General features: G+C 67.4%; 28 protein-coding genes and 1 pseudogene. 17 read left to right on the top strand and 12 right to left on the bottom strand.

The features are described 5' to 3' along the window. Positions 1-5 precede the first annotated feature (5 nt). Positions 6-917 carry a sigma-70 family RNA polymerase sigma factor gene (locus AAYO93_RS10345; RefSeq protein ID WP_345761100.1) on the top strand — a complete coding sequence of 304 codons (912 nt, stop codon included), beginning with the start codon at positions 6-8 and terminating at the stop codon, positions 915-917. A gap of 30 nt (positions 918-947) precedes the next feature. Here the strand turns inward: AAYO93_RS10345 and AAYO93_RS10340 are convergent, their stop codons facing one another. From AAYO93_RS10340 to AAYO93_RS10330, 3 genes are all read right to left on the bottom strand, one after another. Further along, positions 948-1,118: a hypothetical protein gene (locus AAYO93_RS10340; RefSeq protein ID WP_345761099.1), complete on the bottom strand. Its 171-nt coding sequence runs from the start codon at positions 1,116-1,118 to the stop codon at positions 948-950. A gap of 107 nt (positions 1,119-1,225) precedes the next feature. Continuing rightward, entirely contained in the window at positions 1,226-1,570 is a 345-nt protein-coding gene (locus AAYO93_RS10335; protein ID WP_345761098.1) for an ATP-dependent DNA ligase, read from the bottom strand. Between the two features lie 121 nt (positions 1,571-1,691). After that, entirely contained in the window at positions 1,692-2,249 is a 558-nt protein-coding gene (locus AAYO93_RS10330; protein ID WP_345761097.1) for a MarR family winged helix-turn-helix transcriptional regulator, read from the bottom strand. Between the two features lie 76 nt (positions 2,250-2,325). Here AAYO93_RS10330 and AAYO93_RS10325 point away from each other — a divergent pair, with 76 nt between their 5' ends. From AAYO93_RS10325 to AAYO93_RS10300, 6 genes are read left to right on the top strand one after another with little or no spacing between them, the layout of a single operon-like run. Beyond that, positions 2,326-3,399: a polyprenyl synthetase family protein gene (locus AAYO93_RS10325; protein ID WP_345761096.1), complete on the top strand. Its 1,074-nt coding sequence runs from the start codon at positions 2,326-2,328 to the stop codon at positions 3,397-3,399. After that, the gene (locus AAYO93_RS10320) at positions 3,396-4,310 is read left to right on the top strand and encodes a phytoene/squalene synthase family protein (RefSeq protein WP_345761095.1); all 915 of its coding nucleotides are present in this window, start codon (positions 3,396-3,398) and stop codon (positions 4,308-4,310) included. Before AAYO93_RS10325 ends, AAYO93_RS10320 begins: the two co-directional genes overlap by 4 nt. Then, a complete protein-coding gene (crtI, locus tag AAYO93_RS10315; RefSeq protein ID WP_345761094.1) occupies positions 4,307-5,899 on the top strand; it encodes a phytoene desaturase family protein in 1,593 nt (530 codons plus the stop codon). The genes AAYO93_RS10320 and crtI overlap by 4 nt, the downstream gene beginning before the upstream one ends. Next, on the top strand, positions 5,896-6,219 hold the full coding sequence (locus tag AAYO93_RS10310) for a lycopene cyclase domain-containing protein (protein WP_345761093.1): 324 nt from the start codon (positions 5,896-5,898) through the stop codon (positions 6,217-6,219). Before crtI ends, AAYO93_RS10310 begins: the two co-directional genes overlap by 4 nt. Further along, the gene (locus AAYO93_RS10305) at positions 6,216-6,536 is read left to right on the top strand and encodes a lycopene cyclase domain-containing protein (protein ID WP_345761092.1); all 321 of its coding nucleotides are present in this window, start codon (positions 6,216-6,218) and stop codon (positions 6,534-6,536) included. Before AAYO93_RS10310 ends, AAYO93_RS10305 begins: the two co-directional genes overlap by 4 nt. Then, positions 6,533-7,417 carry a prenyltransferase gene (locus AAYO93_RS10300; protein ID WP_345761091.1) on the top strand — a complete coding sequence of 295 codons (885 nt, stop codon included), beginning with the start codon at positions 6,533-6,535 and terminating at the stop codon, positions 7,415-7,417. The genes AAYO93_RS10305 and AAYO93_RS10300 overlap by 4 nt, the downstream gene beginning before the upstream one ends. Before the next feature lie 6 nt (positions 7,418-7,423). Here the strand turns inward: AAYO93_RS10300 and AAYO93_RS10295 are convergent, their stop codons facing one another. The 4 genes from AAYO93_RS10295 to AAYO93_RS10280 are packed head-to-tail and all read right to left on the bottom strand — an operon-like array spanning position 7,424 to position 9,529. Next, positions 7,424-8,233 (bottom strand): alpha/beta fold hydrolase, encoded by an 810-nt coding sequence (locus AAYO93_RS10295; protein WP_345761090.1) that lies wholly within the window; start codon positions 8,231-8,233, stop codon positions 7,424-7,426. Then, positions 8,230-8,724 (bottom strand): SRPBCC family protein, encoded by a 495-nt coding sequence (locus tag AAYO93_RS10290; RefSeq protein WP_345761089.1) that lies wholly within the window; start codon positions 8,722-8,724, stop codon positions 8,230-8,232. The genes AAYO93_RS10295 and AAYO93_RS10290 overlap by 4 nt, the downstream gene beginning before the upstream one ends. Next, positions 8,721-9,098, bottom strand: coding sequence for an ArsR/SmtB family transcription factor (locus tag AAYO93_RS10285; protein WP_345761088.1), 378 nt, complete (start codon positions 9,096-9,098; stop codon positions 8,721-8,723). The genes AAYO93_RS10290 and AAYO93_RS10285 overlap by 4 nt, the downstream gene beginning before the upstream one ends. A gap of 59 nt (positions 9,099-9,157) precedes the next feature. Next, positions 9,158-9,529, bottom strand: coding sequence for a glyoxalase superfamily protein (locus tag AAYO93_RS10280; RefSeq protein ID WP_345761087.1), 372 nt, complete (start codon positions 9,527-9,529; stop codon positions 9,158-9,160). 203 nt (positions 9,530-9,732) lie between these two features. Here AAYO93_RS10280 and AAYO93_RS10275 point away from each other — a divergent pair, with 203 nt between their 5' ends. After that, positions 9,733-10,680 (top strand): J domain-containing protein, encoded by a 948-nt coding sequence (locus AAYO93_RS10275; protein ID WP_345761086.1) that lies wholly within the window; start codon positions 9,733-9,735, stop codon positions 10,678-10,680. 75 nt (positions 10,681-10,755) lie between these two features. Next, on the top strand, positions 10,756-11,145 hold the full coding sequence (locus AAYO93_RS10270) for a VOC family protein (protein ID WP_345761085.1): 390 nt from the start codon (positions 10,756-10,758) through the stop codon (positions 11,143-11,145). Positions 11,146-11,150: 5 nt separating this feature from the next. Here AAYO93_RS10270 and AAYO93_RS10265 read toward each other — a convergent pair whose 3' ends face one another. Genes AAYO93_RS10265 through AAYO93_RS10255 form a run of 3 tightly spaced genes read right to left on the bottom strand, consistent with a single transcriptional unit; the run spans position 11,151 to position 12,813 of the window. Then, a complete protein-coding gene (locus AAYO93_RS10265) occupies positions 11,151-11,930 on the bottom strand; it encodes a DUF72 domain-containing protein (RefSeq protein WP_345764861.1) in 780 nt (259 codons plus the stop codon). A 56-nt stretch (positions 11,931-11,986) separates the two neighbouring features. Continuing rightward, positions 11,987-12,370, bottom strand: coding sequence for an RNA-binding S4 domain-containing protein (locus tag AAYO93_RS10260; RefSeq protein ID WP_345764860.1), 384 nt, complete (start codon positions 12,368-12,370; stop codon positions 11,987-11,989). Next, positions 12,367-12,813 (bottom strand): hypothetical protein, encoded by a 447-nt coding sequence (locus AAYO93_RS10255; protein WP_345761084.1) that lies wholly within the window; start codon positions 12,811-12,813, stop codon positions 12,367-12,369. Before AAYO93_RS10255 ends, AAYO93_RS10260 begins: the two co-directional genes overlap by 4 nt. A gap of 72 nt (positions 12,814-12,885) precedes the next feature. On the opposite strand from AAYO93_RS10255, the gene AAYO93_RS10250 reads away from it, so the two are divergent. Beyond that, positions 12,886-13,407 (top strand): hypothetical protein, encoded by a 522-nt coding sequence (locus tag AAYO93_RS10250; RefSeq protein WP_345761083.1) that lies wholly within the window; start codon positions 12,886-12,888, stop codon positions 13,405-13,407. Here AAYO93_RS10250 and AAYO93_RS10245 read toward each other — a convergent pair. Beyond that, a complete protein-coding gene (locus tag AAYO93_RS10245; RefSeq protein ID WP_345761082.1) occupies positions 13,394-14,218 on the bottom strand; it encodes a DUF1295 domain-containing protein in 825 nt (274 codons plus the stop codon). The genes AAYO93_RS10250 and AAYO93_RS10245 overlap by 14 nt on opposite strands. Before the next feature lie 43 nt (positions 14,219-14,261). Here AAYO93_RS10245 and AAYO93_RS10240 point away from each other — a divergent pair, with 43 nt between their 5' ends. From AAYO93_RS10240 to AAYO93_RS10225, 4 genes are all read left to right on the top strand, one after another. Beyond that, complete coding sequence (locus AAYO93_RS10240) at positions 14,262-14,897, top strand: CDP-alcohol phosphatidyltransferase family protein (RefSeq protein ID WP_345761081.1); 636 nt, start codon at positions 14,262-14,264, stop codon at positions 14,895-14,897. A 49-nt stretch (positions 14,898-14,946) separates the two neighbouring features. Next, positions 14,947-15,396 carry an FHA domain-containing protein gene (locus AAYO93_RS10235; RefSeq protein ID WP_345764859.1) on the top strand — a complete coding sequence of 150 codons (450 nt, stop codon included), beginning with the start codon at positions 14,947-14,949 and terminating at the stop codon, positions 15,394-15,396. Between the two features lie 38 nt (positions 15,397-15,434). Further along, entirely contained in the window at positions 15,435-16,133 is a 699-nt protein-coding gene (gene ftsR, locus AAYO93_RS10230) for a transcriptional regulator FtsR (protein ID WP_345761080.1), read from the top strand. 120 nt (positions 16,134-16,253) lie between these two features. Beyond that, entirely contained in the window at positions 16,254-16,802 is a 549-nt protein-coding gene (locus AAYO93_RS10225) for a MerR family transcriptional regulator (RefSeq protein WP_345761079.1), read from the top strand. Between the two features lie 104 nt (positions 16,803-16,906). On the opposite strand, the pseudogene AAYO93_RS10220 reads toward AAYO93_RS10225, so the two are convergent. Next, positions 16,907-17,712, bottom strand: a pseudogene (locus AAYO93_RS10220) (ParA family protein). 79 nt (positions 17,713-17,791) lie between these two features. Here AAYO93_RS10220 and AAYO93_RS10215 point away from each other — a divergent pair. The 3 genes from AAYO93_RS10215 (at position 17,792) to AAYO93_RS10205 (ending at position 24,042) form a co-directional block, all read left to right on the top strand. Next, positions 17,792-21,199, top strand: coding sequence for a pyruvate carboxylase (locus tag AAYO93_RS10215; RefSeq protein WP_345761078.1), 3,408 nt, complete (start codon positions 17,792-17,794; stop codon positions 21,197-21,199). Between the two features lie 76 nt (positions 21,200-21,275). Continuing rightward, positions 21,276-22,631, top strand: coding sequence for a MinD/ParA family ATP-binding protein (locus tag AAYO93_RS10210; RefSeq protein ID WP_345761077.1), 1,356 nt, complete (start codon positions 21,276-21,278; stop codon positions 22,629-22,631). Beyond that, on the top strand, positions 22,621-24,042 hold the full coding sequence (locus AAYO93_RS10205; RefSeq protein WP_345761076.1) for a mycothione reductase: 1,422 nt from the start codon (positions 22,621-22,623) through the stop codon (positions 24,040-24,042). Before AAYO93_RS10210 ends, AAYO93_RS10205 begins: the two co-directional genes overlap by 11 nt. The last annotated feature ends 5 nt before the right edge of the window (positions 24,043-24,047 follow it).

The following is a 24,047-nucleotide window of genomic DNA, read 5'->3' as shown; positions in this document are numbered from 1 at the left end:
TCGCCATGACTGCCCTCGAAGTAACGACTGATCCGGTTCGCGACTATCTCAATTCCATCGGCCGCACGCGCTTGCTGACGGCCGAGGAGGAAGTCTCCCTCGCCAAGCGCATCGAGGTCGGTGTGCTCGCCGATGAGCGCCTGCTCACGCGGCCGGGGCTGACTCCCGCCCAGCGGCGTGAGCTCATCTGGCTCGCCGAAGACGGGCGGAAAGCCTTCGACCGTTTCATCGAATCGAACCTGCGCCTGGTCGTGAGCATCGCCAAGCGCTATGCCGGACGCGGGCTGCCGGTCATGGACCTCATCCAGGAGGGCAACCTCGGACTGGTACGCGCTGTCGAGAAGTTCGACCATCGCACGGGGAACAAGTTCTCGACGTATGCGACCTGGTGGATCCGTCAGTCGATCCTCCGTGGCATCGCCGACACGGCGCGGATGATCCGGATCCCCGTGCACACGGTGGAGAAGATCGACAAGCTCGACCGCATCCGTCGTGATCTGGGCGGCGAGCTCGGCAGGACGCCGACGCTCGCCGAACTGTCCGAGGCCTCGAACCTTCATCCTGACCAGGTGCGCAAGCTCGAGCGGAGCAATTCGGAGACCGTCTCGCTGGCAGTGCCCGTCGGCGAGAACGACGGAGCAGAACTCGGGGACCTCATCGAAGACGACGACTTTCCGGGTCCCCCCGAAGCCGTGGAACTGTCATTCAGGCACGACGACCTCGAGAAACGCTTGAGCACGCTCCCTCCGCGGGATGCACGGGTCGTCCGGCTCCGTTTCGGGTTGGACGGACACAAGCCTCTGACGCTCGACGAGGTCGGCGAACTCTACGGAATCACCCGGGAGCGGGTGCGCCAACTCGAGACTCGGAGCCTCGAACGGCTGCGCTGCCCCGAACTGCGCGAGTATCTCGCCTGAGGTGTGTGGTCCCCGCGGCTGGGCGCGAGGTCAGGCGAGGTCGGGGTTCTCGTGTTCCGCCGCGGCCTGGTCGAACGGGATGTCGCCCGGACGGTCGTCTTCCGCATCTTCGGCGTCGGCGGCTCCACCGGCGGGCGCCGTCGTGGGCGTCGCATCCTGCGGGGTGGCGGAACCGGGGGTTCCGGAGTCTGTGGCCGGCATGAGCTTCAGCCTCGCTTCCTGCTGCTTCCGGCGCCGCTGTCCGGCACCACAGCCCACGCTAGGCGTGTCGGGGCGGAAGAACAACCGACTGCCCACCCCGAATGACGCTATCGCCGCTGCTGGGTGATCTCCGCGCTGGCTTCGTCGCGTCCGAGCGCACCGATCTCCTCAGTGAGCTGGAGGCCCTGCGCGCTGTTCGACGAGAGGGTGAGGGCTTCCAGCCATTCCTTGTTGATCTTGGGCTGGCGGCCGCCGTTGTACCTGAAAAGCAGGGGGATCGCGGGGTCGATCCAGATCGCGCTGCGCCCGTCGCCGACACTCTGTTCGTCGCGCCAGGAGAAGAAGAATCCCTCTTTGCGCCGAAGCTTCAAGCCGATGACGATCTGCAGGTGCGCCAGGACCCGGTCTTCGAATCCGATCTCCGTCGTCGTGCCGTAAATGAGCTTGCCCATGTTGAGAAACTACAACACCGCATCGCACTACATGCATTTCTGCGGGGGTGCAGGGTCAGCCCGGATTGTCAATCCCCTTGCGCCACTCTTTTGTGCGCAGAGACGCAGCAGCGGATGACGCTCAGTCGTCTGCGGAGGGTGCGCCAATCGCACTGAGGTCGGTGAGGAAGCGGATGACCACCTCGCGTTCGGAGGGCGTCAGGCTCTTCGCGACCTCGAACCGTCGCGCGTGCTGTCGACCGACGGTGCGGCGGACCTCTTCGTGGGTGTCGGCTGTGATCGCGATCGTGATCACCCGCCGGTCCGTGGGGTGGGCGTGCCGCTCGATGTGGCCGGCGCGCTCCAGCCGGTCGAGGAGTTTGGTGGTGGATGCAGTCGAGACGTGCAGATGCTCGGCGAGCGCCCCAGCGGTGACATCGACGCCCTGGTTCATGGACGCGATGATGTAGCGCAGGGCTTTCATGTCGGTCTCGTTGAGCTTCATGTGCGTGCGGGACTCGAAGTTGAGGCGCTGCTCGGCTTCTCGCCAGTCGCGGATGGCGGTGAGAACGTCGACGACCTGCTCGAGTTCCGTCTCGTCGAGGTCGTCGTGGGTAACCAGTTCCTGCCGCGGATCGATCACGCGCGGGTCGAGGAGCGACCCCGAGATCCTCCGCGCGTCCTCTCGTCCCGATGGCATGGAAACATCCTATTCCACCGGCAAGAAGCGTGCTAAGTTATTTACTAACTTGGCTAGCTAAAGGAGAGTGGCGACGATGCAGACCCAATTGACGTCGCCCGCAGACCGTCTCGATCTCATGGACGATGTGGAGCGGCGCCTGGCTGAATTCTTCGCGGACCGCGTCGCAGAGGCGTCGGTCTACGGGACCGAGTACGAGCAACTGTGGTGGGCGGCTTCCCGCGCGAGCGGGGGAGGCAAACGCACACGCCCGGCGCTCGTCCTCGTCGCGCACCGGGGTCTCGACGGAGTGGATGCCGAGGCCGCCGTCGACCTGGCCGTCGCCTTCGAACTGCTGCACACGGCCTTCCTCCTACACGACGACATCATCGACGGTGACGAGGTCCGGCGCGGCGTTCCGAACCTCGCGGGAGAATTCGGTGCGGATGCGCGTCGCCGTGCGATCGGAGACACGAAGGCCGAGCAGTGGGCCAGAACCGGGGCCATCCTCGCCGGCGATCTGCTCATCCACTATTCGCAGTCTCTGGTCGCCCGGCTCGACATCGACAGCTCCACCCGTACCGCACTGCTCGACCTGCTCGACCGCAGCGTTTTCGTCACTGCGGCGGGTGAACTCGCCGACGTGTCGTACGGCATCGGAATGAGCGACGCGCTGCTGACCGATGTGATCGCGATGGCGGAACGCAAGACGGCGGCGTACTCCTTCGAGGCGCCGCTCGTCGCGGGAGCCCTCCTCGCCGGAGCCGACCGGGCCTGCATCGACGCGCTGGGGGAATACGGCAGGAGGCTCGGCATCGCGTTCCAGCTGGGCGACGACCTCCTCGGCACCTTCGGAGACGAAGCCATCACAGGCAAGAGCGTCTCGGGCGACCTGCGCGGAGGCAAGAGAACCCCGATAATCAGCTACGCCCGCGGGTCCGACGACTGGCCACAGATCGACCGGCTGCTCGGGCGACCCGACCTCAGCGGTGACGAGGTCGACATCCTGCGGGCAGCGCTGGAACGCTGCGGTGCTCGCGCCTTCGTCGAGTCACTGGTGGCGACCTACGCACGCGAGGCGCTCGCGGCGCTCGACGTGCCCGCCGTTCCGGCAGGGCTGGCGGTCCGGCTCGAACCATTCGCGGACGCCTGCGTCGGGAGGATCGCATGACCCGCGAGGACGCGGTGGTCGCGCGCACCCCTGTCGACCGGCCGACCGACCTTGCGCTGTACCGACGCGCAGCCCACGCGAGTTCAGCGCAGGTCATCCACGAATACTCGACGTCGTTCGGGATGGCCACCCGGCTGCTCGCGCCCGCCGTGCGGCCCCAGGTCGAGGACATCTACGCCCTCGTGAGGATCGCCGACGAGATCGTCGATGGCGCAGCGGGGCAGGCCGGGCTCGATCTGGCGGGGCAGCGCGAGCTCCTCGATGCCCTGGAGGCGGAGACCGAACGGGCGATGCGAACCGGGTACAGCACCAACCTGGTCGTCCATGCGTTCGCGACGACGGCGCGGCAGATCGGAATCGGGCCCGACCTTACTGCGCCGTTCTTCCGGTCGATGCGGCGCGACCTCAGCCCGGTGGACTTCACTGCCGACGAACTCGCGGCCTACATCTACGGGTCGGCCGAGGTCATCGGGTTGATGTGTCTTCGCGCATTCCTGGCCGACGAGGCTGTGGACACCTCACGCCGCCTCCGTCTCGAGTCCGGCGCACGCCGACTGGGGGCAGCGTTCCAGAAGATCAACTTCCTCCGTGACCTCGCCGTGGACTGGGCCCAGCTCGGGCGCAACTACTTTCCCGGCATCGATCCCTCACGGCTGACGGATCGCCAGAAGCTCGACGTCGTCGCCGACATCGATGCGGATCTCGGCGCCGCGGCCGAGGCGATCCCCGAGCTGCCGGAGAACCGCCGTCGCGCGATCGTGGCGGCATACGGGCTCTTCGCGGAACTCAGCGACCGGCTTCGCGCGACGCCCGCGCGGTCGCTCACCGTGACCCGCGTGAGCGTGCCCACGCGCACGAAGCTGGCCATCCTCGTCCGCGCCACCGCAGGGTGGGGCGGGGGAGTCCGGTGACGGTCGGCGATCGCAGCCGGGAGGGCGAGCGCGTCGTCGTGATCGGTGCGGGGATCGCGGGTCTCGCGACAGCAGCGCTCCTCGGCCGCGAGGGCTACCGCGTCACCGTCGTCGAGGCACAGAGCGACGTCGGCGGCCGCGCGGGGTCCTGGGAGCGTGACGGATTCCGCTTCGATACGGGACCGTCCTGGTACCTGATGCCGGAGGTCTTCGACCATTTCTTCCGCCTGCTCGGCACGACCGCCGGCGAACAACTCGACCTCGTGCGCCTCGAGCCCGGTTACCGCGTCTACTTCGAAGGTGACGGCGAACCCCTCGACATCGCGGCCGATCGTGCCGCGAACATCGCAGCGTTCGAGCGTATCGAGCGCGGGGCGGGCGCCGCTCTGGACCGCTACCTTCGGAGCGCGCGGGAGACCTACCGGATGGCCGTCGACCGTTTCCTGTACACGACGTTCGCGTCGTTCCGGCCGCTGCTCACGCGCGACGTCCTCGCCCGTTCCCCGAGGCTCGTCCGTCTTCTGCTCCAGCCGCTGGATGCGTTCATCCGTCGGTTCGTCAGCGACCGCAGGCTGCAGCAGGTGCTCGGCTACCCTGCCGTGTTCCTCGGCACCTCGCCGTTCGCTGCGCCGAGCCTGTACCACCTGATGAGTCATCTCGACCTCGAGGACGGCGTGCTGTATCCACGCGGCGGGTTCGCCGCCCTGATCGAGCGCGTGGAGTCGCTTGCGCATGGCGAAGGCGCGGAGATCGTGACCGGTGCACGCGCGACGGCGATCGCTTCCGCCGTTCTCACCGTCGGTGACGATCGTCCCCGGATCGTCGGAGTGGATGTCGCCGGTGCGGACGGCTCGCGACGCATCGCGGCCGACATCGTCGTCTCGACGGCCGACCTGCACCACACCGAGACACGGCTGCTCCCTCCCGAGCACCGCACGTATCCGGAGCGCTGGTGGGATGCGCGGGACTCGGGTCCCGGGGCTGTGCTCGTTCTGCTCGGCGTGACGGGCGAGCTTCCTTCCCTCACCCACCACAGTCTCTTCTTCACGGCTGACTGGCGGGGAGGTTTCGAACGGATCTTCGGCGACCCGTCCTCAGTGCCCGACCCGGCGTCGCTCTATGTCTGCCGCCCCAGCGCGACCGACACAGGGGTCGCACCGGACGGCGCCGAGAACCTGTTCGTACTGGTGCCCGTGCCCGCCGACCCCCGTATCGGTTTCGGCGGACTCGACGGCCGCGGGTCGCCACAGGTGGAGGCGATCGCCGACGCCGCGATCGACCAGGTCGCGCGCTGGGCGGGCATCCCCGACCTGCGGGAGCGCGTCGTCGTGCGCCGCACCATCGGCCCGGCCGATTTCGAACGCGACCTCAACTCCTGGAAGGGCGGTGCCCTCGGACCCGCCCACACGCTGCGGCAGAGTGCCTTCTTCCGCGGTCGGAACGTATCGTCGCGCGTCAGCGGCCTCTATTACGCGGGCGGGAGCACCGTCCCGGGAATCGGGCTGCCGATGTGCCTGATCAGCGCCGAGCTCGTCGTCAAGCGACTGCGCGGCGACCGGTCGGCAGGACCGCTCGCGGAGCCGCTGTGAGCATCCTCTATCTCGTCATCCTGATCGGCGGCCTGGGCTGCATGTCGCTGCTGGACCGCCGGTTCCGGCTGTTCTTCTGGCGGGACGGGCGGCGCGCTGCCGTGGTGGCCCTGATCGGGCTGCTGTTCTTCGTCGTCTGGGACCTGGCGGGCATCGCACTCGGCATCTTCGAGCGAGGGGCGTCTCCGATCAGCACGGGTGTGCTCGTGGCGCCCGAGTTCCCGATCGAAGAGCTCTTCTTCCTTGCCTTCCTCTGCTATCTCACGATGATCCTGGTGATGGGCACGCGCCGGATGCTCGACACGAGGAGACGGCGATGACCTACGCCCTGCTCGCCGCCGGCTTCCTCGTGATAGCGCTCATCGTGCTCGCCGGCGCTCTCGTCCGTGCGGGCGATCGTCGCGCACTCGTCAGGCGCTGGCGTGCACCGGTCGCGATCGCCGGTGCTCTCCTCATCATCCTGACCATCGTCTTCGACAACCTCATGATCGCGGCGGGCCTCATGCGCTACGCGGGTCCTGACATCTCGGGGCCGACCATCGGCCTCATGCCGGCCTGGGATCTCGCCTACCCGGTGGCGGCCGTCATTCTTCTTCCGGCGCTGTGGGTGCTGTTCCGCGGTCGGGGTGACGGATGACCGACACGGCAGTCCCGCACGTCGCGCGCCAGCTGCTGCTGGCCTCGCGCCCCCTCAGCTGGATCAACACTGCGTTCCCGTTCGCGGCCGCCTATCTGCTGACGACGGGAACCGCAGACGTCACGTTCGTGGTGGGCACTCTCTATTTCCTGATCCCGTACAACCTCGCGCTCTATGGGATCAACGACGTGTTCGATTTCGAGTCCGATCATCGCAATCCTCGCAAAGGCGGGGTGGAGGGCGCCGTGCTCGATCGCCGCCTCCACCACCGGGTGCTGATCGCGGCCGTGGTGAGCAACGCACCGTTCCTCATCTGGTTACTTGTCGTCGGTTCTCCGCTGTCGTGGCTCGTCCTCGCCGTCAGCATCTTCGCGCTTCTGGCGTACTCGATCCCCTGTCTGCGTTTCAAGGAGGTGCCGTTTCTCGATTCGGCGACATCGAGCACGCACTTCGTGAGTCCGGCCCTGTACGGTCTGGTGCTGGGCGGCGCCGCGTTCACCCCGCAGTTGTGGGCGGTGCTGCTGGCCTTCTTCCTCTGGGGGGTCGGCAGTCACGCCTTCGGCGCGGTTCAGGATGTCGTGCCCGACCGCGCGGGCGGCCTCGCCTCCGTCGCCACCGCGCTGGGCGCCCACCGCACGGTGCGTTTCGCCATCGCCGTGTGGACTGTTTCCGGGCTCACGATGCTGGCGACAGCCTGGCCGGGGCCGCTCGCAGCGGTGCTCGCCGTTCCGTACATCCTCGCCGCCGTCCCATACTGGTCCGTGACAGATGCCGATTCCGAGCGCGCGAACGGCGGGTGGAGACGCTTCCTCTGGATCAACTACGCCTGCGGCTTCGTCGTCACCCTTCTGCTGATCTGGTTCGCGGCGCTCGCTCGGTAGAACGGTCTACTCAGTGAAGAAGGACTCGAGCTGTGGCGCGATCGCCTTCTCCGAAACCTGGTGCGTCTGTCCGTCGAGCACAGCGAACTGCGAGCCCGGGATGGCCGCCGCAACAGCATCCTGCGCGTCACGCATCGGCTGGGCGGCTTTGCCGCCCACCATCACCAGTGTCGGGACCGTGATCGCGGCGAACCGCTCGACGGGCGCCGTGAACGATCCCATGACCTGCAGGTCGTATGGCAGTGTCGGCGCCACCGCTTTCATCTGGTTCCAGACCTTCGGCATCGCCCGCATCATCACCGGGACGAATGCCGGTGCGCCGACCATCGGCACGAGGAAGTAGCTCACCGCGGCGCCACGTTTGTCTGCCGCGACGAGTGCCTCCATGTGCGCGAGGTGGTCGACCGTCGGATCCTTCCACCGCGCAGCGACGTAGGGTGCCTCGTAGGTCGCCAGCTTGCGCATCCGCACGCCGGCCGCTGCAGCTTCGAGGGCGATGCCCGCACCGGACGAGATGCCGTAGACGTACGCATCGTCGCCGGCGGCCGCTATGACGGCCCGCAGATCCTCGATCTCGCGCCGGGGGCTGTATGGCAGGGTGTTGCCGCTCTCACCACGGCCGCGCCGGTCGTATGTGAAGACGGTGAAGTGTGCACGGAGCGCAGCGGCGAGCGGCCGCGACGGACCGAACGCCCGGTGGCAGAGCGCACCGTCGACGAGCACGACGGCCGGCCCGGTCCCGACGCGTTCGAACGCGATCGGGGTGCCGTCCGCGGAGGTGACGGTCTCGGTGCGCAGGGCTGTCTGTTCGGTCATCGGGTCTCTCCTGTCTCCGGCGCCGCTCCTGCGGCGATGATGCTGTCGATCTTGTCGAAGGATTGGAGCCAGCCCGCCTCTGTGGCGTGCCGGGCTTCGGGGTCGAACGGGCCCTGGTGGAGGGTGATCCGCGTTCGGTCGCCATGGTCGTGGAACTGGATGCGCAGAATCACTGCATCGAGGTCGCCCATTCCGGTCTCGGCGGATGCTTCGATCACTATCAGCTCGGGCTCCACGAACTCGACGATCGTGCCGCGCATCGGGTAGGAGCCGCCATGCGTATCGTCAACCATCGCGAGTTCCCAGCGGCCGCCGACGAACGGCTCGACCACGACGGTGTCGAGCGGAACCGAGAAGCCTGCCGGACCGAACCAGGTCGCCAGGTGCTCCGCCTGCGTGAAGAAGCGGAAGACGAGTTCGCGGGGTGCATCGAACGCCCGCGTGATGTAGACGTCGGTGTCGGCGACGTCGCTCGGTCTGCTGTCGGTCATCGGTCTTCGTCCTCCGGTTCGTCGGTGCTGTCGCCTTGGACAGCCTTCTCTCGTGCCTGGTACGCCGCAAGGGCCGCGTCGAGCTTGTCGAAGCCGGTGTTCCAGAAGTGCTTGTAGCGCTCCATCCACATGGTCGCCTCCCTCAGCGGCTCCGCTTCGAGGTGGCTGAAGCGGGAGGTGGCGACCCGGGTGCGCGAGACGAGCCCGGCACCCTCGAGCACTTTGAGGTGCTTGGAGATGGCGGGCTGGCTCACGGCGAAGGGCTCGGCGAGCTCGGAGACGTTGGCGTCACTGTCCATCAGCCGGAGGAGGATCTCGCGCCGGGTCGGGTCGGCCAGCGCCGCGAAGACGGCGCTGAGCTGGTCTGTCGCCATATCTATAACCAATCGGTTCTATAACTGATATGGCAAATATACCGCCCAGCGCCGTGCTGTCAAGACTGCGGAACAAGTTCCTGCAGGGTCCAGCGGTTGCCGTCCGGGTCGGAGAACGTGACGAAACGGCCCCATGGCTGCGGATCGACGTCACTCGCGTCCACGCCGTTCGCGACGAGGTGAGCACGGGCTTCCTCGGCGTTCGGGATGACCACCTGGATGCCTCGCTGCGAACCGGGCTCCATGTCGCTGAGGCCGCGGCCGAAGGCGATCGAGCAGGCGCTGCCCGGGGGAGTGAGCTGGACGAAACGGATCTCGTCGCTCACCGTCTGGTCGAAATCGGCGTTGAAACCCACCTGGTCGACGTAGAACGACTTCGCGCGGTCGACGTCGGTGACGGGGACGAAGATGAGCTCGATCTTCCAGTTCATGACATTCCTTCTCTCGTTGGGGATCGCAGACCTTCTTGCGATCCGTCGTACTCTCTGGTTCCAGCCTAGGAAGCATTGCGGTCACTTTCTGGCCGCAATAGAAATCGGTCACAGCCAGTTGTGAGCGGACTTCGAGCCGCCATTCGATATCGTCATGGTGCGGCCGAACGGCCGCCCACGAGCGAGAAGGACCCGCACGCAGCATGAGCGAGAGCCCCGCGTCGCCGACACCCTACGAGGTGCTCGGCGTGAGCGCGACGGTGAGCCACGACGAGCTGCGCCGCGCCTATCGGCGCCTGCTGCGGGAGACGCATCCGGACACCGGAGGAAGCGCCGTGCGCTTCACCGAGGTGCAGCGGGCCTGGGAACTCGTCGGAGACCCGGCGGACCGGGCCGCCTTCGACCGCGGGGAGAGTATCGCGGATACGGCGGCGGCGACCTCGGGAGGCGCGGCCGGGCACGGCTTCAGCGCGACCTTCGCGGCTCCCACGTCACACGGCACGGCCGTTCGTGCGCGCACCTACGGCCACCCCGGCGGCCAGGCACGAGAGCACTACCTCCGCCTCATGCGCGAGTGGGTCGGCCGCGGCCGGGAACTCGCGGACCCGTACGATCCCGCACTCGTGCGGTCGGCGCCGCGCGAGATCCGAGGCCTGCTGGCCACAGCGCTGGCAGAAGAAGCGACGGCCACGGCGGTCTCCGGCCTCGGCATCGGCTTCACCATCTGGAACGACGTCGCCGTCCATCCGAAGTCGAGCTCGAAACTCGACCATGTCGTTCTCGGGCCCGCCGGCCTCTTCGCCGTGCGCAGCGAGGACTGGGGCTCCGAGGTGAAGCTCTCCAAGGGTGACATCGTCGGTGCCGGCATCGCCGACGACGAAGAGCCGTTCCACGACCTCCACCGCGACGCCAAGACCTTCTCGCGCTACGTCGGTGTCCGGTTCACCGGGCTGATCATCGTGGTTCCCGACGACGCGCTCGCCGTCCCGTACGATCGCATCCAGCGCGGGCGCCTCGCCGGTTCGCTGCTCATCCGGCGCTCCCTCCTCCCGCAGGTGCTGCGGAATGGAGAATCCGGTGCGGAGCGGCAGAGCGTCGACCGCGTCTTCGACCTGCGCACGCGGCTGCAAGAGGGCATCCGCTTCGTCTGAGCCCTCCGCACCCCGCACCTACGGGGGTAGCGTGATGGGCAGGCGGTTACGAGACCGCCGGCGAAGGAGAACACCATGTTTGCACCGGTCCACGGCTTCAGCGGTTTCAGCGTCGATGACATCGCAGCGGCGAAAGCCTTCTACGCCGAGACCCTGGGACTCGACGCCAAGGACGGGGCGATGGGCAACATCGACCTGACCCTCCCGGGCGGCGCAACCGTCTTCATCTACCCGAAGCCCGACCACCAGCCGGCGGGCTTCACCATCCTCAACTTCGTGGTCGACGATATCGACGCGGCTGTCGACGAGCTGAACTCGCGCGGTGTCGTGACGAAAATCTACGACGACGCCTCGTTTCCCACGGATGAGAAGGGCATCGCTCGCGGGAAGTCCGTCGGCCAGGGACCGGATATCGCCTGGTTCCGCGATCCGGCGGGCAACGTGCTCTCGGTGCTCCAGGACTAGCGTCTTCAGCCGCGCAGCAGCTCGCGCAGGCTCATGGCGTCGTACGGGGCCCTGACCTTCGTGTCGTTGTCGAAGTAGACGTACACATCGCGTCCGACGCCGTCCGGGCACGCGTCGCCCGCGACCCAGCCCCGGACGTCGCGCGCCCAGGTCTCGAGGGACTCCGGTGTGTAGCCGCTCGCGTACAGCTCCTCGTCTCCGTGCAGTCGGAGGTACAGGAAGTCGGCCGTCACCTCGCGGAGGAGCGGCCAGCGTCCGGCGGTGTCTGCCACGACGATCGCAATGCCGTGAGTCCGCGCCAGCCCGATGAAGGCGTCGTCGACGAAGCTGTCGTGCCGCACCTCGATCGCGTGCCGGAGCGGGCGATCCACCGTGACCGCCGTCCAGGTGCGGCTCTCGTCGAGGGTCGAGTTGCGCCCGAGAGCCGCGGCCTCGAAGGTCGTGCGCGGCAGGGTGGAGAAGAAGGTGTCGACCAGGTCGCTGTCGAAGCGGAGGTTCGGCGGAAGCTGCCACAGTAGCGGTCCGAGCTTGTCGCCGAGGGTGAGCAGTCCGGATGCGAAGAAGCTGCTGAGCGCTTCCGTCGGGTTCTGCAGACGCCGGATGTGCGTGACATAGCGGCCGCCCTTGATCGAGAACACGAAGTCGGCTGGGGTCTCCTCGGCCCAGTGCCGGTAGCTCGACGGCCGCTGCAGTGCGTAGAAGCTGCCGTTGAGCTCGATCGAGTCCAGCCGTTCGGCGGCGTAGCGCAGTTCGTTCTTGTGGGGGAGACCCTGCGGATAGAACATCGACCGCCACGGGGCGTACGTCCAGCCGGAGATTCCGACCCGCACACGCGCCTCTGTCACGCTCCGTGACCCCGCAGGCGATCGAGAACGCGTCGATCGCGCTTGGTCGGGCGCCCGGCGCCCCGCTCACGGATCACCGCTGCGGGCACCTCCACGGGTGCGACCGGCTTCGGCGTGAGGTCGTCGAAGCATTCGGCGGCGACCGACGCCCCGACCCGCTTGACGATCAGCCTGCGCACCGTCACGATGCGCTCCACGTCCGCGTCCCGGAAGCGCACCTCGTCGCCGATCCGCACCGCCTGCGCCGGTTTCGCCTTGTCGCCGTTGACCTTCACATGCCCGCCACGACAGGCGGCTGCGGCCAGCGACCGCGTCTTCGTGAGGCGCACCGCCCAGACCCAGCTGTCCACCCGCACGCTCGCGGGAACCTGGCCGCTCATCCGGCGTCGGCCAGCTGCGACTTCCACTTCACGAGACTGCGCACCGTCCGGCTCGTGTCGCTGGCGAGACGCTCCATCACGTCCTCAGGGACGAAATAATTCACGGCCACCCACCCTCGGACGGTCTCCGAGCGGTCGGCGGCGAGTATCCGGAGCACGTCGCAGGGCGTCGCTTCGTTGCGGGCCAGGCACGACCTGACGCCCTCGTCGGGGTCGGTCGCCAGCGCCAGGAACACATCGTCGGGCGTGTTGTAGCTGCTCGCAACCGATTCGCGGATCTTCGGGTTCTCGTGAGAGGCGAGCAGCCGCAGCCGGCGGATCTTGCTCTCGGTGACCGGCGGAGACGGGTGCAGGGCGGCGGCCTCCTCCGGCGTGAGCATGACGGGCGCCTGCTCGCGCATGGCCTGCCGCTGGGCCGGGGTGTTGAAACGGATGCACGACATCCTTCAACGCTACGCGCTCGCCACCGGCAGCGCAGTCAGCAATCGGCATGTCGTGCGGGTTATCGTCGAAGGATGAAGAACCTGCTGGCGAAGCTCGACCGGATCGCGGGCGGCCGCCACGCCGACTACACAATCCCGGCCGAGGCGCGCGACGACCCTCGCACGAGGCGTGCCTTCGTCGTCATCACCTGGCTGCTCGTCGCGGAGTTCGTGCTCGGGCTCGCCGCGGTCATCGTGGCGGTCGTCCTGCAGCTGAGCGGGCATCCGGTCCAGTGGGCGGTGTGGATGCGCTGCGCCGTGGTCCTCGGCATGACGCTGACGCTGTTCTACTTCGCCTGGCGCGCCCAGAGCGGCTACTACTGGGCGTACTCGCGGCTGCGATTGTTCAGCAAGATCTTCCCGGTGGTCACCCTGGTCATCGCCGCGATCCCCGGGCTCTACCCGCTCTGGATGGTGACCGAACAGATCGTCTTCAGCCTCATTCTGATCGGGGTCGCCGACTACCTCGACTCCGACCACATGCGTGCCGCGTTCCCCCGGCCCGCTCGTCGCAGAGCTGCCGAAGCAGCACGGGGCGTCGCTACGGAGCAGTGACCGCGTCGCGCGCTCCGCGGCGGAACCAGGGAACGACCGGCGATGTCGTCCGCTGGTACGCGGCGTATTCGGGGTAGCGCGAGAGTGTGATGCTCTCGGTGAAGATCGTCGACCCGATAAACAGTGCCGTCAGGAGCACCGCGCCGATCACGGTCCACTGCAGCAGCGACCCGGCCGCGATCGCGCCGAACAGGAAGACCACCCACCACTGCGCCTGCTCGAAGAAGAAGTTCGGGTGACGTGAGAAACGGAACAGGCCGGTCTGGACGAACCGCGGCCGCGGAGTCCTTCCGGCGGCGGTCTCCGACTTCTTCCAGTTCTGGAAACGCCACTGCTGCTGGTCTGCGACCGTCTCCCCGACCAGGAAGGCGAGGAAGACGACCGTCGCGACGACGTCGAGGATGCCCAGCGGACGCTGGTGCTGGAACGCGGTCCACGCAGGCAGTGCGATGAGCAGAAGCAGCACGTTCTGGTAGATCACGATGAAGAAGAGGTTGAAAAGCGCGAACTGCCATTTCGCCATGCGACCGCGGAGGGTCTCCCACCGGTAGTCCTCGCCGCCCGGTGCGTAGCCGCCCTTCCGCGCGAAATTGAAGGTGAGACGGATGCCCCACAGAGTCACCAGGGCCGCCATCAGGTCGAGGCGCGCATCCGCCAGGCCGGCGGCAGCGGCGAATACCCAGACGTACACGACGGGAACGATCGACCAGATTCGGTCGACCCAGGAATGCTCGCCGGTGACCAGCGACAGGATCCAGGTCAGGGCACAGGCGCCGGTGAGAATCCAGAGGCACGCGAAGAAGGGGTCCACGGCTGAATACTAGTAGGCCGATGGATTACTAGACTCGAAGGCTGTGGACGCAAACGGTGTGACCCAGGTGAGCTCGCGGGTGTTCACGCTGCCGAACATCCTGAGCTTCTTCCGGCTTGCGCTCGTGCCGCTCTTCCTCGCGTTCATCATCGTCGGGGAGGACGCGCTGGCCCTGCTGGTCCTCATCGTCTCCAGCATCACCGACTTCCTCGACGGGTACCTCGCCCGCCGCCTCAACCAGGTGTCGCGGCTCGGCCAGCTGCTCGATCCGGCCGCCGACCGCCTCTACATCTTCGCGGCCCTCATCGGTCTCGCCTGGCGGGATGTTCTGCCGTGGTGGCTGGTCGCTGTGATCCTCGCGCGCGACGTGATGCTCGCGATTCTGGGTGTCATCCTCGCCAACCACGGGTACGGACCGCTGCCCGTTCACCACCTCGGGAAGGTCGCGACCTTCTGCCTCTTCGTCGCCCTACCCCTCCTCATGTTGGGGGAGGCGTTCGATGCGTTCGCACCGATATCGTTACCTCTCGGATGGGCATTCGCACTCTGGGGTGCATTCCTGTACTGGTGGGCTGGAATCGTGTATATCGGCGAAACTCGTCGGGTAATCCGGATTCCGGCCGCTGCCGGGCCGGGACCATCCGATACGCTGGAAGGAGAGGAGGTCGACGGTGCCTGACGAAAAGAACGAACCGGAGAACAAACCGGAGAACGAGCCCGCGAACCCCCTGCGCGACGCGTCCCGGGGGAATGAAGACACGACTGCACGCTTCGGCGAGGAGTTCGTGTCGCAGATGTACCCGGTCGACGGTGACGTCTCGATCGAAGAGCAGGAAGCGATCGCTGCGCTGCCCTCCGGGTCCGCTCTGCTGATCGTGCGACGCGGCCCGAACTCCGGGGCCCGGTTCCTCCTCGACGCCGACGTGACCACTGCCGGCCGCCACCCCGACGCCGACATCTTCCTCGACGATGTGACGGTGTCGCGTCGCCACGCGGAGTTCACCCGTCGCGGCACGGTGTTCGAGGTCAAAGACCTCGGCTCGCTCAACGGCACCTACTACGACGGTGTCCGCATCGAAGCCGCCCTCCTCGCCGACACGGCCGAGGTGCAGATCGGCAAGTTCCGCCTCACGTTCTATGCATCCAGGCACGACCTCGCCGCTTCGGCGTCCAGCTAGATGCGCTCCGCACGCAACGCAGCGGGAGACACACCCTAGTGGCGCGGCAGGCCGCTCAGGCTCGCACCGCTGGGCCGGCATTGCTCAGCATCGGTCAGGTGCTCGCACACCTGACTCCCGAATTCCCTGACCTGTCGTCGTCCAAGCTGCGCTTCCTCGAAGAGCGCGGACTCGTGTCTCCGGCGCGCACCGCATCCGGCTACCGCAAGTTCTCGCCCGGCGACGTCGAACGGCTGCGCATCATCCTCGGGATGCAGCGCGACCACTACCTGCCGCTGAAGGTCATCCGCACCTATCTCGACGATCTGGACGCCGGACGGTCGCCGGCGATCCCGGGGGCGTCCGCCGCATCCGGGACCTCGATGCTCGCCACCGGACGCCGTTTCAAGAAGGCCGACCTGCTGCGTGAGTCCGGAGCGTCGAACGCGCTCCTGCAGGACGCGGTGTCGGCCTCACTGATCGTGCCGGCCGAGGTATACGGCGAAGACTCGCTCGGGGTGCTGAAGGCACTCGCAGAACTGCAGAAATGCGGGATCGAACCTCGGCATCTGCGCGGATTCCGGGCTGCGGCAGAGCGTGAGCTCGGGCTGATCGAGAGCGCACTGGTGTCCAGCGTCCGGCGCAACGATGTGTCGGGTCGCGCCCAGGCAGCGGAGCTCGCGCGGGAGATCGCGGCCCAGCTCGAGGTCGTGCGTGACAGCCTGATCCGTTCAGCTCTCGGGCGGCTCATCCCGTGACCGACTTCGACACGCCGGGCGGGTTTCGCCGAATGTCATTGATAGCGACCCTGAGCATGGGTACCGTGGATGAAGCGTCGTCGAACCGGCGCGGTCCAGTCCGGGGTGAGAGGCAAACGAATGAGTGAACTCAGTCGAAACAACGACTCGCCCAAGTACGACCTCGGTCTGCTCTTCACGGACGGTCTCCCTGAGATGGACGACACCGCCGGCTATCGTGGCGCGGTCGCGGCACGCGCGGCAGGAATCAGCTACCGCCAGCTCGACTACTGGGCCCGCACGGGTCTCGTCGAGCCCACGGTCCGTGGAGCAGCGGGCTCCGGGTCGCAGCGTCTCTATGGCTTCCGCGACATCCTCGTTCTCAAGCTGGTCAAGCGGCTGCTCGACACCGGAATCTCGCTGCAGCAGATCCGCACGGCTGTCAACCAGCTGCGCGAAGCCGGCGTCAACGACCTGGCCCAGACCACCCTCATGAGCGACGGCGCCAGCGTGTATCTCTGCACCTCGAACGATGAAGTCATCGACCTCGTCAGCCGTGGACAGGGCGTCTTCGGCATCGCCGTCGGCAAGGTGCTCCGCGAGGTCGAGAGCAGCCTGGTCGAGCTGGACACCCAGACGGTCGATCCGATGGATGAGCTGGCCGCACGTCGCGTCGTCAAGGCCTCCTGACCCGCTTCCCGTCTGCGTTCCCGGTCACCGCACTAGTTTGGTCCGGGCGCACTAAGTAGACCTAGTGCGCCGAGGCAGATCTAGTGCGGTAGGTGCAAATCAGGCTAGGCCTGATTTGCATACTCCCCGATGCGGGCGGTGCGCAGCACACGCTCCAGCAGCAGGTCGAAGTTGTGCGCCATCTCCTGTGCGCTCTCGCCGGGCCACACGTGGAGCGGCTTCGCTGCCCCTGTGCCTGCTGCAGGGACGTGCGCTCCGGCAGCTGAGGGCTCAGCACGAGCGGTCCGAACATGTCGCGCAGCTCTTTGATGCGGAACTGGTGCTCGAGCGACTGAACGCGCGCCCGGTTGACGATGATCCCCAGCGGCTGGAGTCGCGGTGACAGGCCGCGGCGGATCTCTTCGATCGCCCTCAGCGCCCTGTCGGCGGCGGCCACGGAGAAGAGTCCCGGCTCGGTCACGACGGTCACGCGGTCGCTCGCGGCCCAGGCCGTGCGGGTCAGCGCGTTCAGCGACGGAGCGCAGTCGATCAGCACGAGGTCGTAGTCGTGTTCCACATTGGCGAGAGCTTCTTCGAGCTTCCAGATGTCGCGGATGCTCGGGTGCGGTCCGTCGAAGTTGATCGCAGAAGGCGACCCGATCATCACGTCGATCTTGCCCGTGCGACCCTTGGTCCACCCGCTCGGGGCGATGGCCGCGCGCACGATCTTCTCTTTCGGCGATGCGAGGACGTCGGCGACGTTCAGGTGACCGGCGACCGAGATGTCCATGCCGGTCGAGACATCGGACTGCGGGTCCAGGTCGACGACGAGCGTGCGCAAACCTTTCGCGAACGCCGCGGATGCGAGGCCCAGCGTCACCGTTGTCTTACCGACACCACCTTTGAGGGAACTAACGCTGAGTACGTGCACAAGTAGCTACGTTACCTTCACTAGTCTTAGAGAACCTAACCGTTTGCTGTGTGGCGCGCCCCCTGCTCGAAAGGTCCCTATGTTCCGCAAGATCCTCGTTGCCAATCGCGGTGAAATCGCAATTCGGGCCTTCCGGGCCGCCTATGAACTGGGCGCCCAGACGGTCGCCGTCTTCCCGTACGAAGACCGGAATTCGATGCACCGCCTCAAGGCCGACGAGGCCTACCAGATCGGGGAGCCGGGCCATCCGGTGCGCGCGTACCTCGATGTGAAGGAGATCATCCGGGTCGCGAAGGAGTGCGGCGCCGACGCGATCTATCCGGGCTACGGCTTCCTCTCCGAGAACCCCGAACTGGCCGAGGCCGCCCGTGAGGCCGGCATCACCTTCATCGGTCCGCCCCCGCGGGTACTGGAGATGGCGGGCAACAAGGTGACGGCGAAGGAGCACGCGATCGCCGCGGGCGTACCGGTCCTCAGGTCGACGCCTCCGTCGAAGGACATCGACCTCCTGATCTCGCAGTCCGACGAGATCGGCTTCCCGATCTTCGCGAAGGCGGTCGCCGGTGGCGGCGGTCGCGGCATGCGGCGAGTCAACACGAAGGACGATCTTCGTGGCGCACTCGAAGAGGCCATGCGCGAAGCGGACAGTGCCTTCGGCGATCCCACGATGTTCCTCGAACAGGCCGTTCTGCGTCCTCGCCACATCGAAGTGCAGATCCTGGCCGACGCTTCCGGAAACACGATGCACCTCTTCGAGCGCGACTGCTCTGTTCAGCGGCGTCACCAGAAGGTGATCGAGATCGCCCCGGCGCCCAACTTGGACGAAGAGACGCGCCAGGCCCTGTATCGCGACGCCGTCGCGTTCGCGAAGTCCATCGGCTACGTCAACGCGGGCACGGTCGAGTTCCTGCTCGACACCGCGGGCGAGCGTGCGGGGGAGCACGTGTTCATCGAGATGAACCCGCGCATCCAGGTCGAGCACACGGTCACCGAGGAGATCACCGACGTCGACCTCGTGCAGTCCCAGATGCGGATCGCAGCGGGGGAGTCCCTCGACGACCTGGGCCTGAGCCAGGAGACGGTGCACATCCGCGGCGCCGCCCTGCAATGCCGTATCACGACCGAGGACCCGACCGCGGGCTTCCGTCCCGACACGGGCAAGATCACCACCTACCGTTCGCCCGGCGGCGGCGGCATCCGCCTCGACGGCGGAACCATCAACCCGGGCGCCCAGATCAGCCCCCACTTCGACTCGATGCTCGCAAAGCTGACCTGCCGCGGGCGTGACTTCGGCGCCGCAGTGAGCCGCGCGCGTCGTGCGCTGGCCGAGTTCCGCATCCGCGGTGTGTCCACGAACATCCCGTTCCTCCAGGCCGTTCTCGACGACCCCGACTTCATCGCGGGCAACGTCAGCACCTCGTTCATCGAGGAGCGACCCGAGCTCTTCCGCGGCCGCGCGTCCAAGGACCGCGGCACGAAGATGCTCAACTGGCTGGCCGACGTGACGGTCAACCTGCCCAACGGCCCCCGGCCGGAGAGGGCGGAGCCGGAGGACAAGCTCCCGAAGATCGACCTGAACGCTCCGGCCCCGTCCGGATCGCGGCAGCGGCTTCTCGAGCTCGGCCCGGCCGGGTTCGCGCAGGCTCTCCGCGCGCAGACCGCCCTTGCGGTCACCGAGACGACGTTCCGCGACGCGCACCAGTCGCTGCTGGCGACGCGGGTGCGCACACGCGACCTGCTCGCCGTGGCGCCGTACGTCGCGAGGCTCACGCCCGAGCTCCTCTCGGTCGAGGCCTGGGGCGGTGCCACCTACGATGTCGCCCTCCGGTTCCTCGGCGAAGACCCGTGGGACCGCCTTGCCGCACTGCGCGAGGCGCTGCCGAACATCAACATCCAGATGCTGCTCCGCGGCCGCAACACGGTCGGCTACACGCCGTACCCGACGCAGGTGACCGATGCGTTCGTGCGCGAGGCCGCGGCGACCGGCGTCGACATCTTCCGCATCTTCGACGCGCTGAACGACGTCTCTCAGATGCGCCCCGCCATCGAATCCGTCCTGTCGACGGGCACCTCGATCGCCGAGGTCGCCGTCTGTTACACCGGCGACCTGCTCGACCCGAAGGAAGACCTCTACACCCTCGACTACTACCTGCGCCTGGCTGAGCAGATCGTCCAGTCCGGCGCGCACATCCTCGCCATCAAGGACATGGCCGGCCTGCTGCGCCCGACGGCCGCCGAGAAGCTGGTCTCGGCCTTCCGCGAACGGTTCGACCTGCCCGTTCACGTGCACACCCACGACACCCCGGGTGGACAGCTCGCGACTCTCCTCGCGGCGAGCCGGGCCGGTGCGGATGCTGTGGATGTGGCGAGCGCGCCGATGGCGGGCACCACCAGCCAGCCGTCAGCGTCCGCTCTCGTCGCAGCGCTCGCGCACACGGAGCGCGACACCGGACTCTCGCTGGCCGCCGTCAGCGACCTCGAGCCGTACTGGGAGGCCGTGCGCCAGGTGTACCGGCCGTTCGAGTCCGGTCTTCCGGGCCCGACCGGGCGCGTGTACAAGCACGAGATCCCGGGCGGCCAGCTGTCGAACCTGCGCCAGCAGGCGAAGGCTCTCGGCCTGGCCGACGATTTCGAGCTCGTCGAGGACATGTACGCCGCGGCGAACCGCATCCTCGGCCGCATCCCCAAGGTCACGCCGTCGTCGAAGGTCGTCGGCGACCTCGCCCTCCACCTGGCCGCCGTTCACGCCGACCCCGACGACTTCGCAGAGAACCCGCAGAACTACGACGTGCCGGACTCGGTCGTCGGATTCATGGCCGGCGAGCTCGGCGAGCTGCCCGGCGGCTGGCCTGAGCCTTTCCGCACGAAGGTGCTCGCCGGCAAGACCGTCAAGGTGGGGGTCGAAGACCTGAGCGAAGCCGATGCGGAGTTGCTGAACGGCTCGAGCGCTGAGCGCCGCGCAACACTCAACCGGCTGCTGTTCCCTGCTCCGACCCGCATCTTCGAGCAGATCCGCGAGCTGTTCGGCGACCTCTCGGTCGTCGACACCGTCGACTACCTGTACGGGCTCAAGCAGGGCACCGAGCACGTGATCGAGATCGACAAGGGCGTTCGCCTGTACATCGGCCTCGAAGCGATCGGCGAGGCCGACGACAAAGGGATGCGCACGGTCATGACCACGCTCAACGGGCAGCTGCGGCCCGTGTTCGTGCGCGACCGCGGCATCACCGTGGAGGCGAAGGCCGCCGAGAAGGCGGACAGCGCCAAGCCGGGCCAGGTCGCAGCACCGTTCTCGGGCGTGGTCACTCTCCAGGTCGCCATCGGCGATGTCGTCGGTGCTGGCCAGAGCGTCGCGTCGATCGAGGCCATGAAGATGGAGGCAGCCATCACGGCGCCCATCGCCGGAACGATCGAACGTCTCGCGATCCCGAAGACCCAGCAGGTCGACGCCGGGGACCTCCTGGTCGTCATCACGCCTGCCGTGTGAGCCCCCGCGGCGGGGTGTGATCGGCCTCCACGCTAAACTGAGTCACGGACTGTGACGATTGAAGGAGACTGTTCACGTGGCAGAAAAGCCGGAGAAGCGCGATGCGCAAGGTCAGGTCCTCGAATCCGATTCGACGGATGCGGCGGAGGAGTTCCACGGTGAACTCCTTCCCGACGAAGGCGACGACCTCGCGATCTCGCTTCCGGAGAGCCTGAGCATCGTCGTCGACCTCCCGCCGGTGCCGAGTCCGGAGATCCCCGAAGACGAGATCGCGGTCGCGATCGACGATGTGCCGGTCAACCCCGGCTTCGTCAACGCGAGCGAGCCGACCACCACGTCGATGGCCATCGTGACTCCGCGGGTCGCCACCGGACCGACCGCCACGATCGCCGGTGTGGCCCTCGCCGACGGTTCCGAACCTGTCCATCACGCCGACCAGTTCTCCCAGTCGCGCCGTGACCGCCTTCGCGGCGAGCACTCGACCCAGCCCGAGCCCGCGGCAATGCTGACGGCCGACCGTCTCCTCGAGGTCAATCGCAAGACCCGGCCGGCCCCCGAGGGCGGCTGGAACCGGTTCGTCTACGCGATCACGTTCCACACCCTGAACCTCGGCGACTCCGCCAAGGTGCGGGCGCGCAAAGAACTCGATCACCGCATCCAGAAGCAGTTCGAGGGCGGCACGCGCTTCGTGCCCGTCCTCACCCGCAAGGGCGGAGTCGGCAAGACGACGGTCACCACACTCCTCGGCATGGCTCTCGCCGACGCCCGCGAAGACCGCATCATCGCCGTCGACGCCAACCCCGACCGGGGCACCCTGTCCGAGCGGGTGACGAAGCAGACCCGCGCGACCGTGCGGGATGTCGTCCACAAGGCGCCGAGCATCAGCGGCTTCACCGACTTCTCGGCGCTCGTCTCGCGCGATGAGACACGACTCGACATCCTGGCTTCGGACACCGACCCCCTGCTGTCCGAAGCGTTCGACGAGAACGACTACAACGTCGTCGCCGACCTGGCCGCCCGGTTCTACTCGATCGTGCTGACCGACTGCGGCACGGGCATCGTCCACTCGGTGATGCGTGCGACGCTCCAGCGCGCGGATTCCCTGGTCATCGTCTCCGGCGGCAGCGTCGACGAGGCCCGCCTCGCATCCGAGACACTGACCTGGCTCGAAGCGAACGGCTACGGCGAGCTCGTGCGCAACGCAATCGTCGCGCTCAACACGGCGACGCAGGGCACGAACCTGGTGAAGCTCGACGAGATCGAGTCGCACTTCCGTTCCCGTGTGCGCGAGATCGTCCGCATCCCTTACGACCCGCAGCTCGCAGCGGGGTCCGTCATCTCGTACAAGGACCTGAAGCCGTATACGAAGGATGCCGCCCGCACGCTCGCAGCCCTCGTGGTCGAGGGCCTGCCTGCGAACCGTGGCTCCTGAGCCTGCCCCGGGCGTTGGGGCGGATGCACGGACCTTCGACCTGATCGTCGTCGGCGCCGGCTCCGGCAACGCCCTCGTGGGACCCGAGTTCGCACACTGGTCGGTGGCGCTGATCGACGATGGCGAACGGTTCGGCGGTGCCAGCCTCAATGCGGCGTCGATCCCGAGCAAGATGTTCGTGCAGGTGGCCGACGTCGCAGCCGCGGCCGCGGCGGGTGCGCGGCTCGGACTGACCGCATCCGTCGACCCGGTCGACTGGGCGCGCGTGCGGGACAGGATCTTCGCCCGCACCGACGCGATCTCCGAAGCCGGTCTCCTTTTCCGCGATGCGACCTCGCCGAATGTCACCGTCTTCCGTGAGACCTTCGGCTTCGAAGACCAGCACACACTGATGAGCGCGAGCGGTGTGCGACTCCGCTCCGACCGCATCGTCGTCGCCGCCGGGTCGCGGCCGCGCCCGTTGCTGGCGTCCTACGACCCCGATCCGGCCATCCTCGACTCTGATGAGGTCATGCGCATCGAATCGCTGCCCGAGTCGCTCGTGATCGTGGGCGGCGGCCCGGTGGCGGTCGAGTTCGCTCACATCTTCTCGTCGTTCGGGGTAGACGTGTCGATCGTCACCCGGTCGGAACGACTCCTCACCCGCCTCGACGCCGCGGTCTCGGAACGGTTCACGGAGTGCGCTGCCGAGAAGTGGCGACTTCTGACCGAAGAGATGGTCGAGGCGATCGACCGCGTCGGCGATCACCTCGTGGTGACGCTCGAATCGGGTCGCCAGGTCGAGACCGAGCTCGTGCTGGTGGCGCAGGGCCGCACCGCGAACACGGACACCCTCGGTGCTGCCGCGGCCGGATTCGACCTGTACAGCGACGGACGCCTGGTGGTCGACAGCCAGCAGCGGATGCTCAGCCGCGGCATCCCAGTGCCCGGGCTCTACGCCCTCGGCGACATCACGTGGGTCACGAAACTGAAGCATGTCGCGAATCATGAAGCGAGGGTGGTCGCCCACAACATCCTGCATCCGGACTCGCCGATCGGGGGAGACCCGGGCCCGATCCCGGCCGCGATCTTCAGCCGACCGCAGATAGCGCACTTCGGGCTCACCGAGGCGGATGCGCTGAGTGACGGCATCGACGCGGTCGCCGTCACGCAGGACTACCGGCACACCGCCTACGGGTGGGCGACCGAGGACGAGACCGGTTTCTGCACGCTCGTCGTCGAGCGGGAGAGCGGCGAGATCCTCGGTGCGCACATCATCGGTCCGGAGGCGAGCATCCTGATCCAGCCGCTCGTGCAGGCAGCGAGCTTCGGGATCTCGGTCCGTGGGCTCGCCCGCGGTCAGTACTGGCCGCATCCTGCCGCGAGCGAAGTCGTCGAGAACGCCCTGCTGAAGGCCGAAGAGGCCCTGTGACTACG

The sequence above is a fragment of the Diaminobutyricibacter sp. McL0608 genome (assembly GCF_039613825.1).
Lineage (GTDB): Bacteria > Actinomycetota > Actinomycetes > Actinomycetales > Microbacteriaceae > Diaminobutyricibacter.
This window is presented reverse-complemented; position numbering and strand designations above follow the sequence as displayed.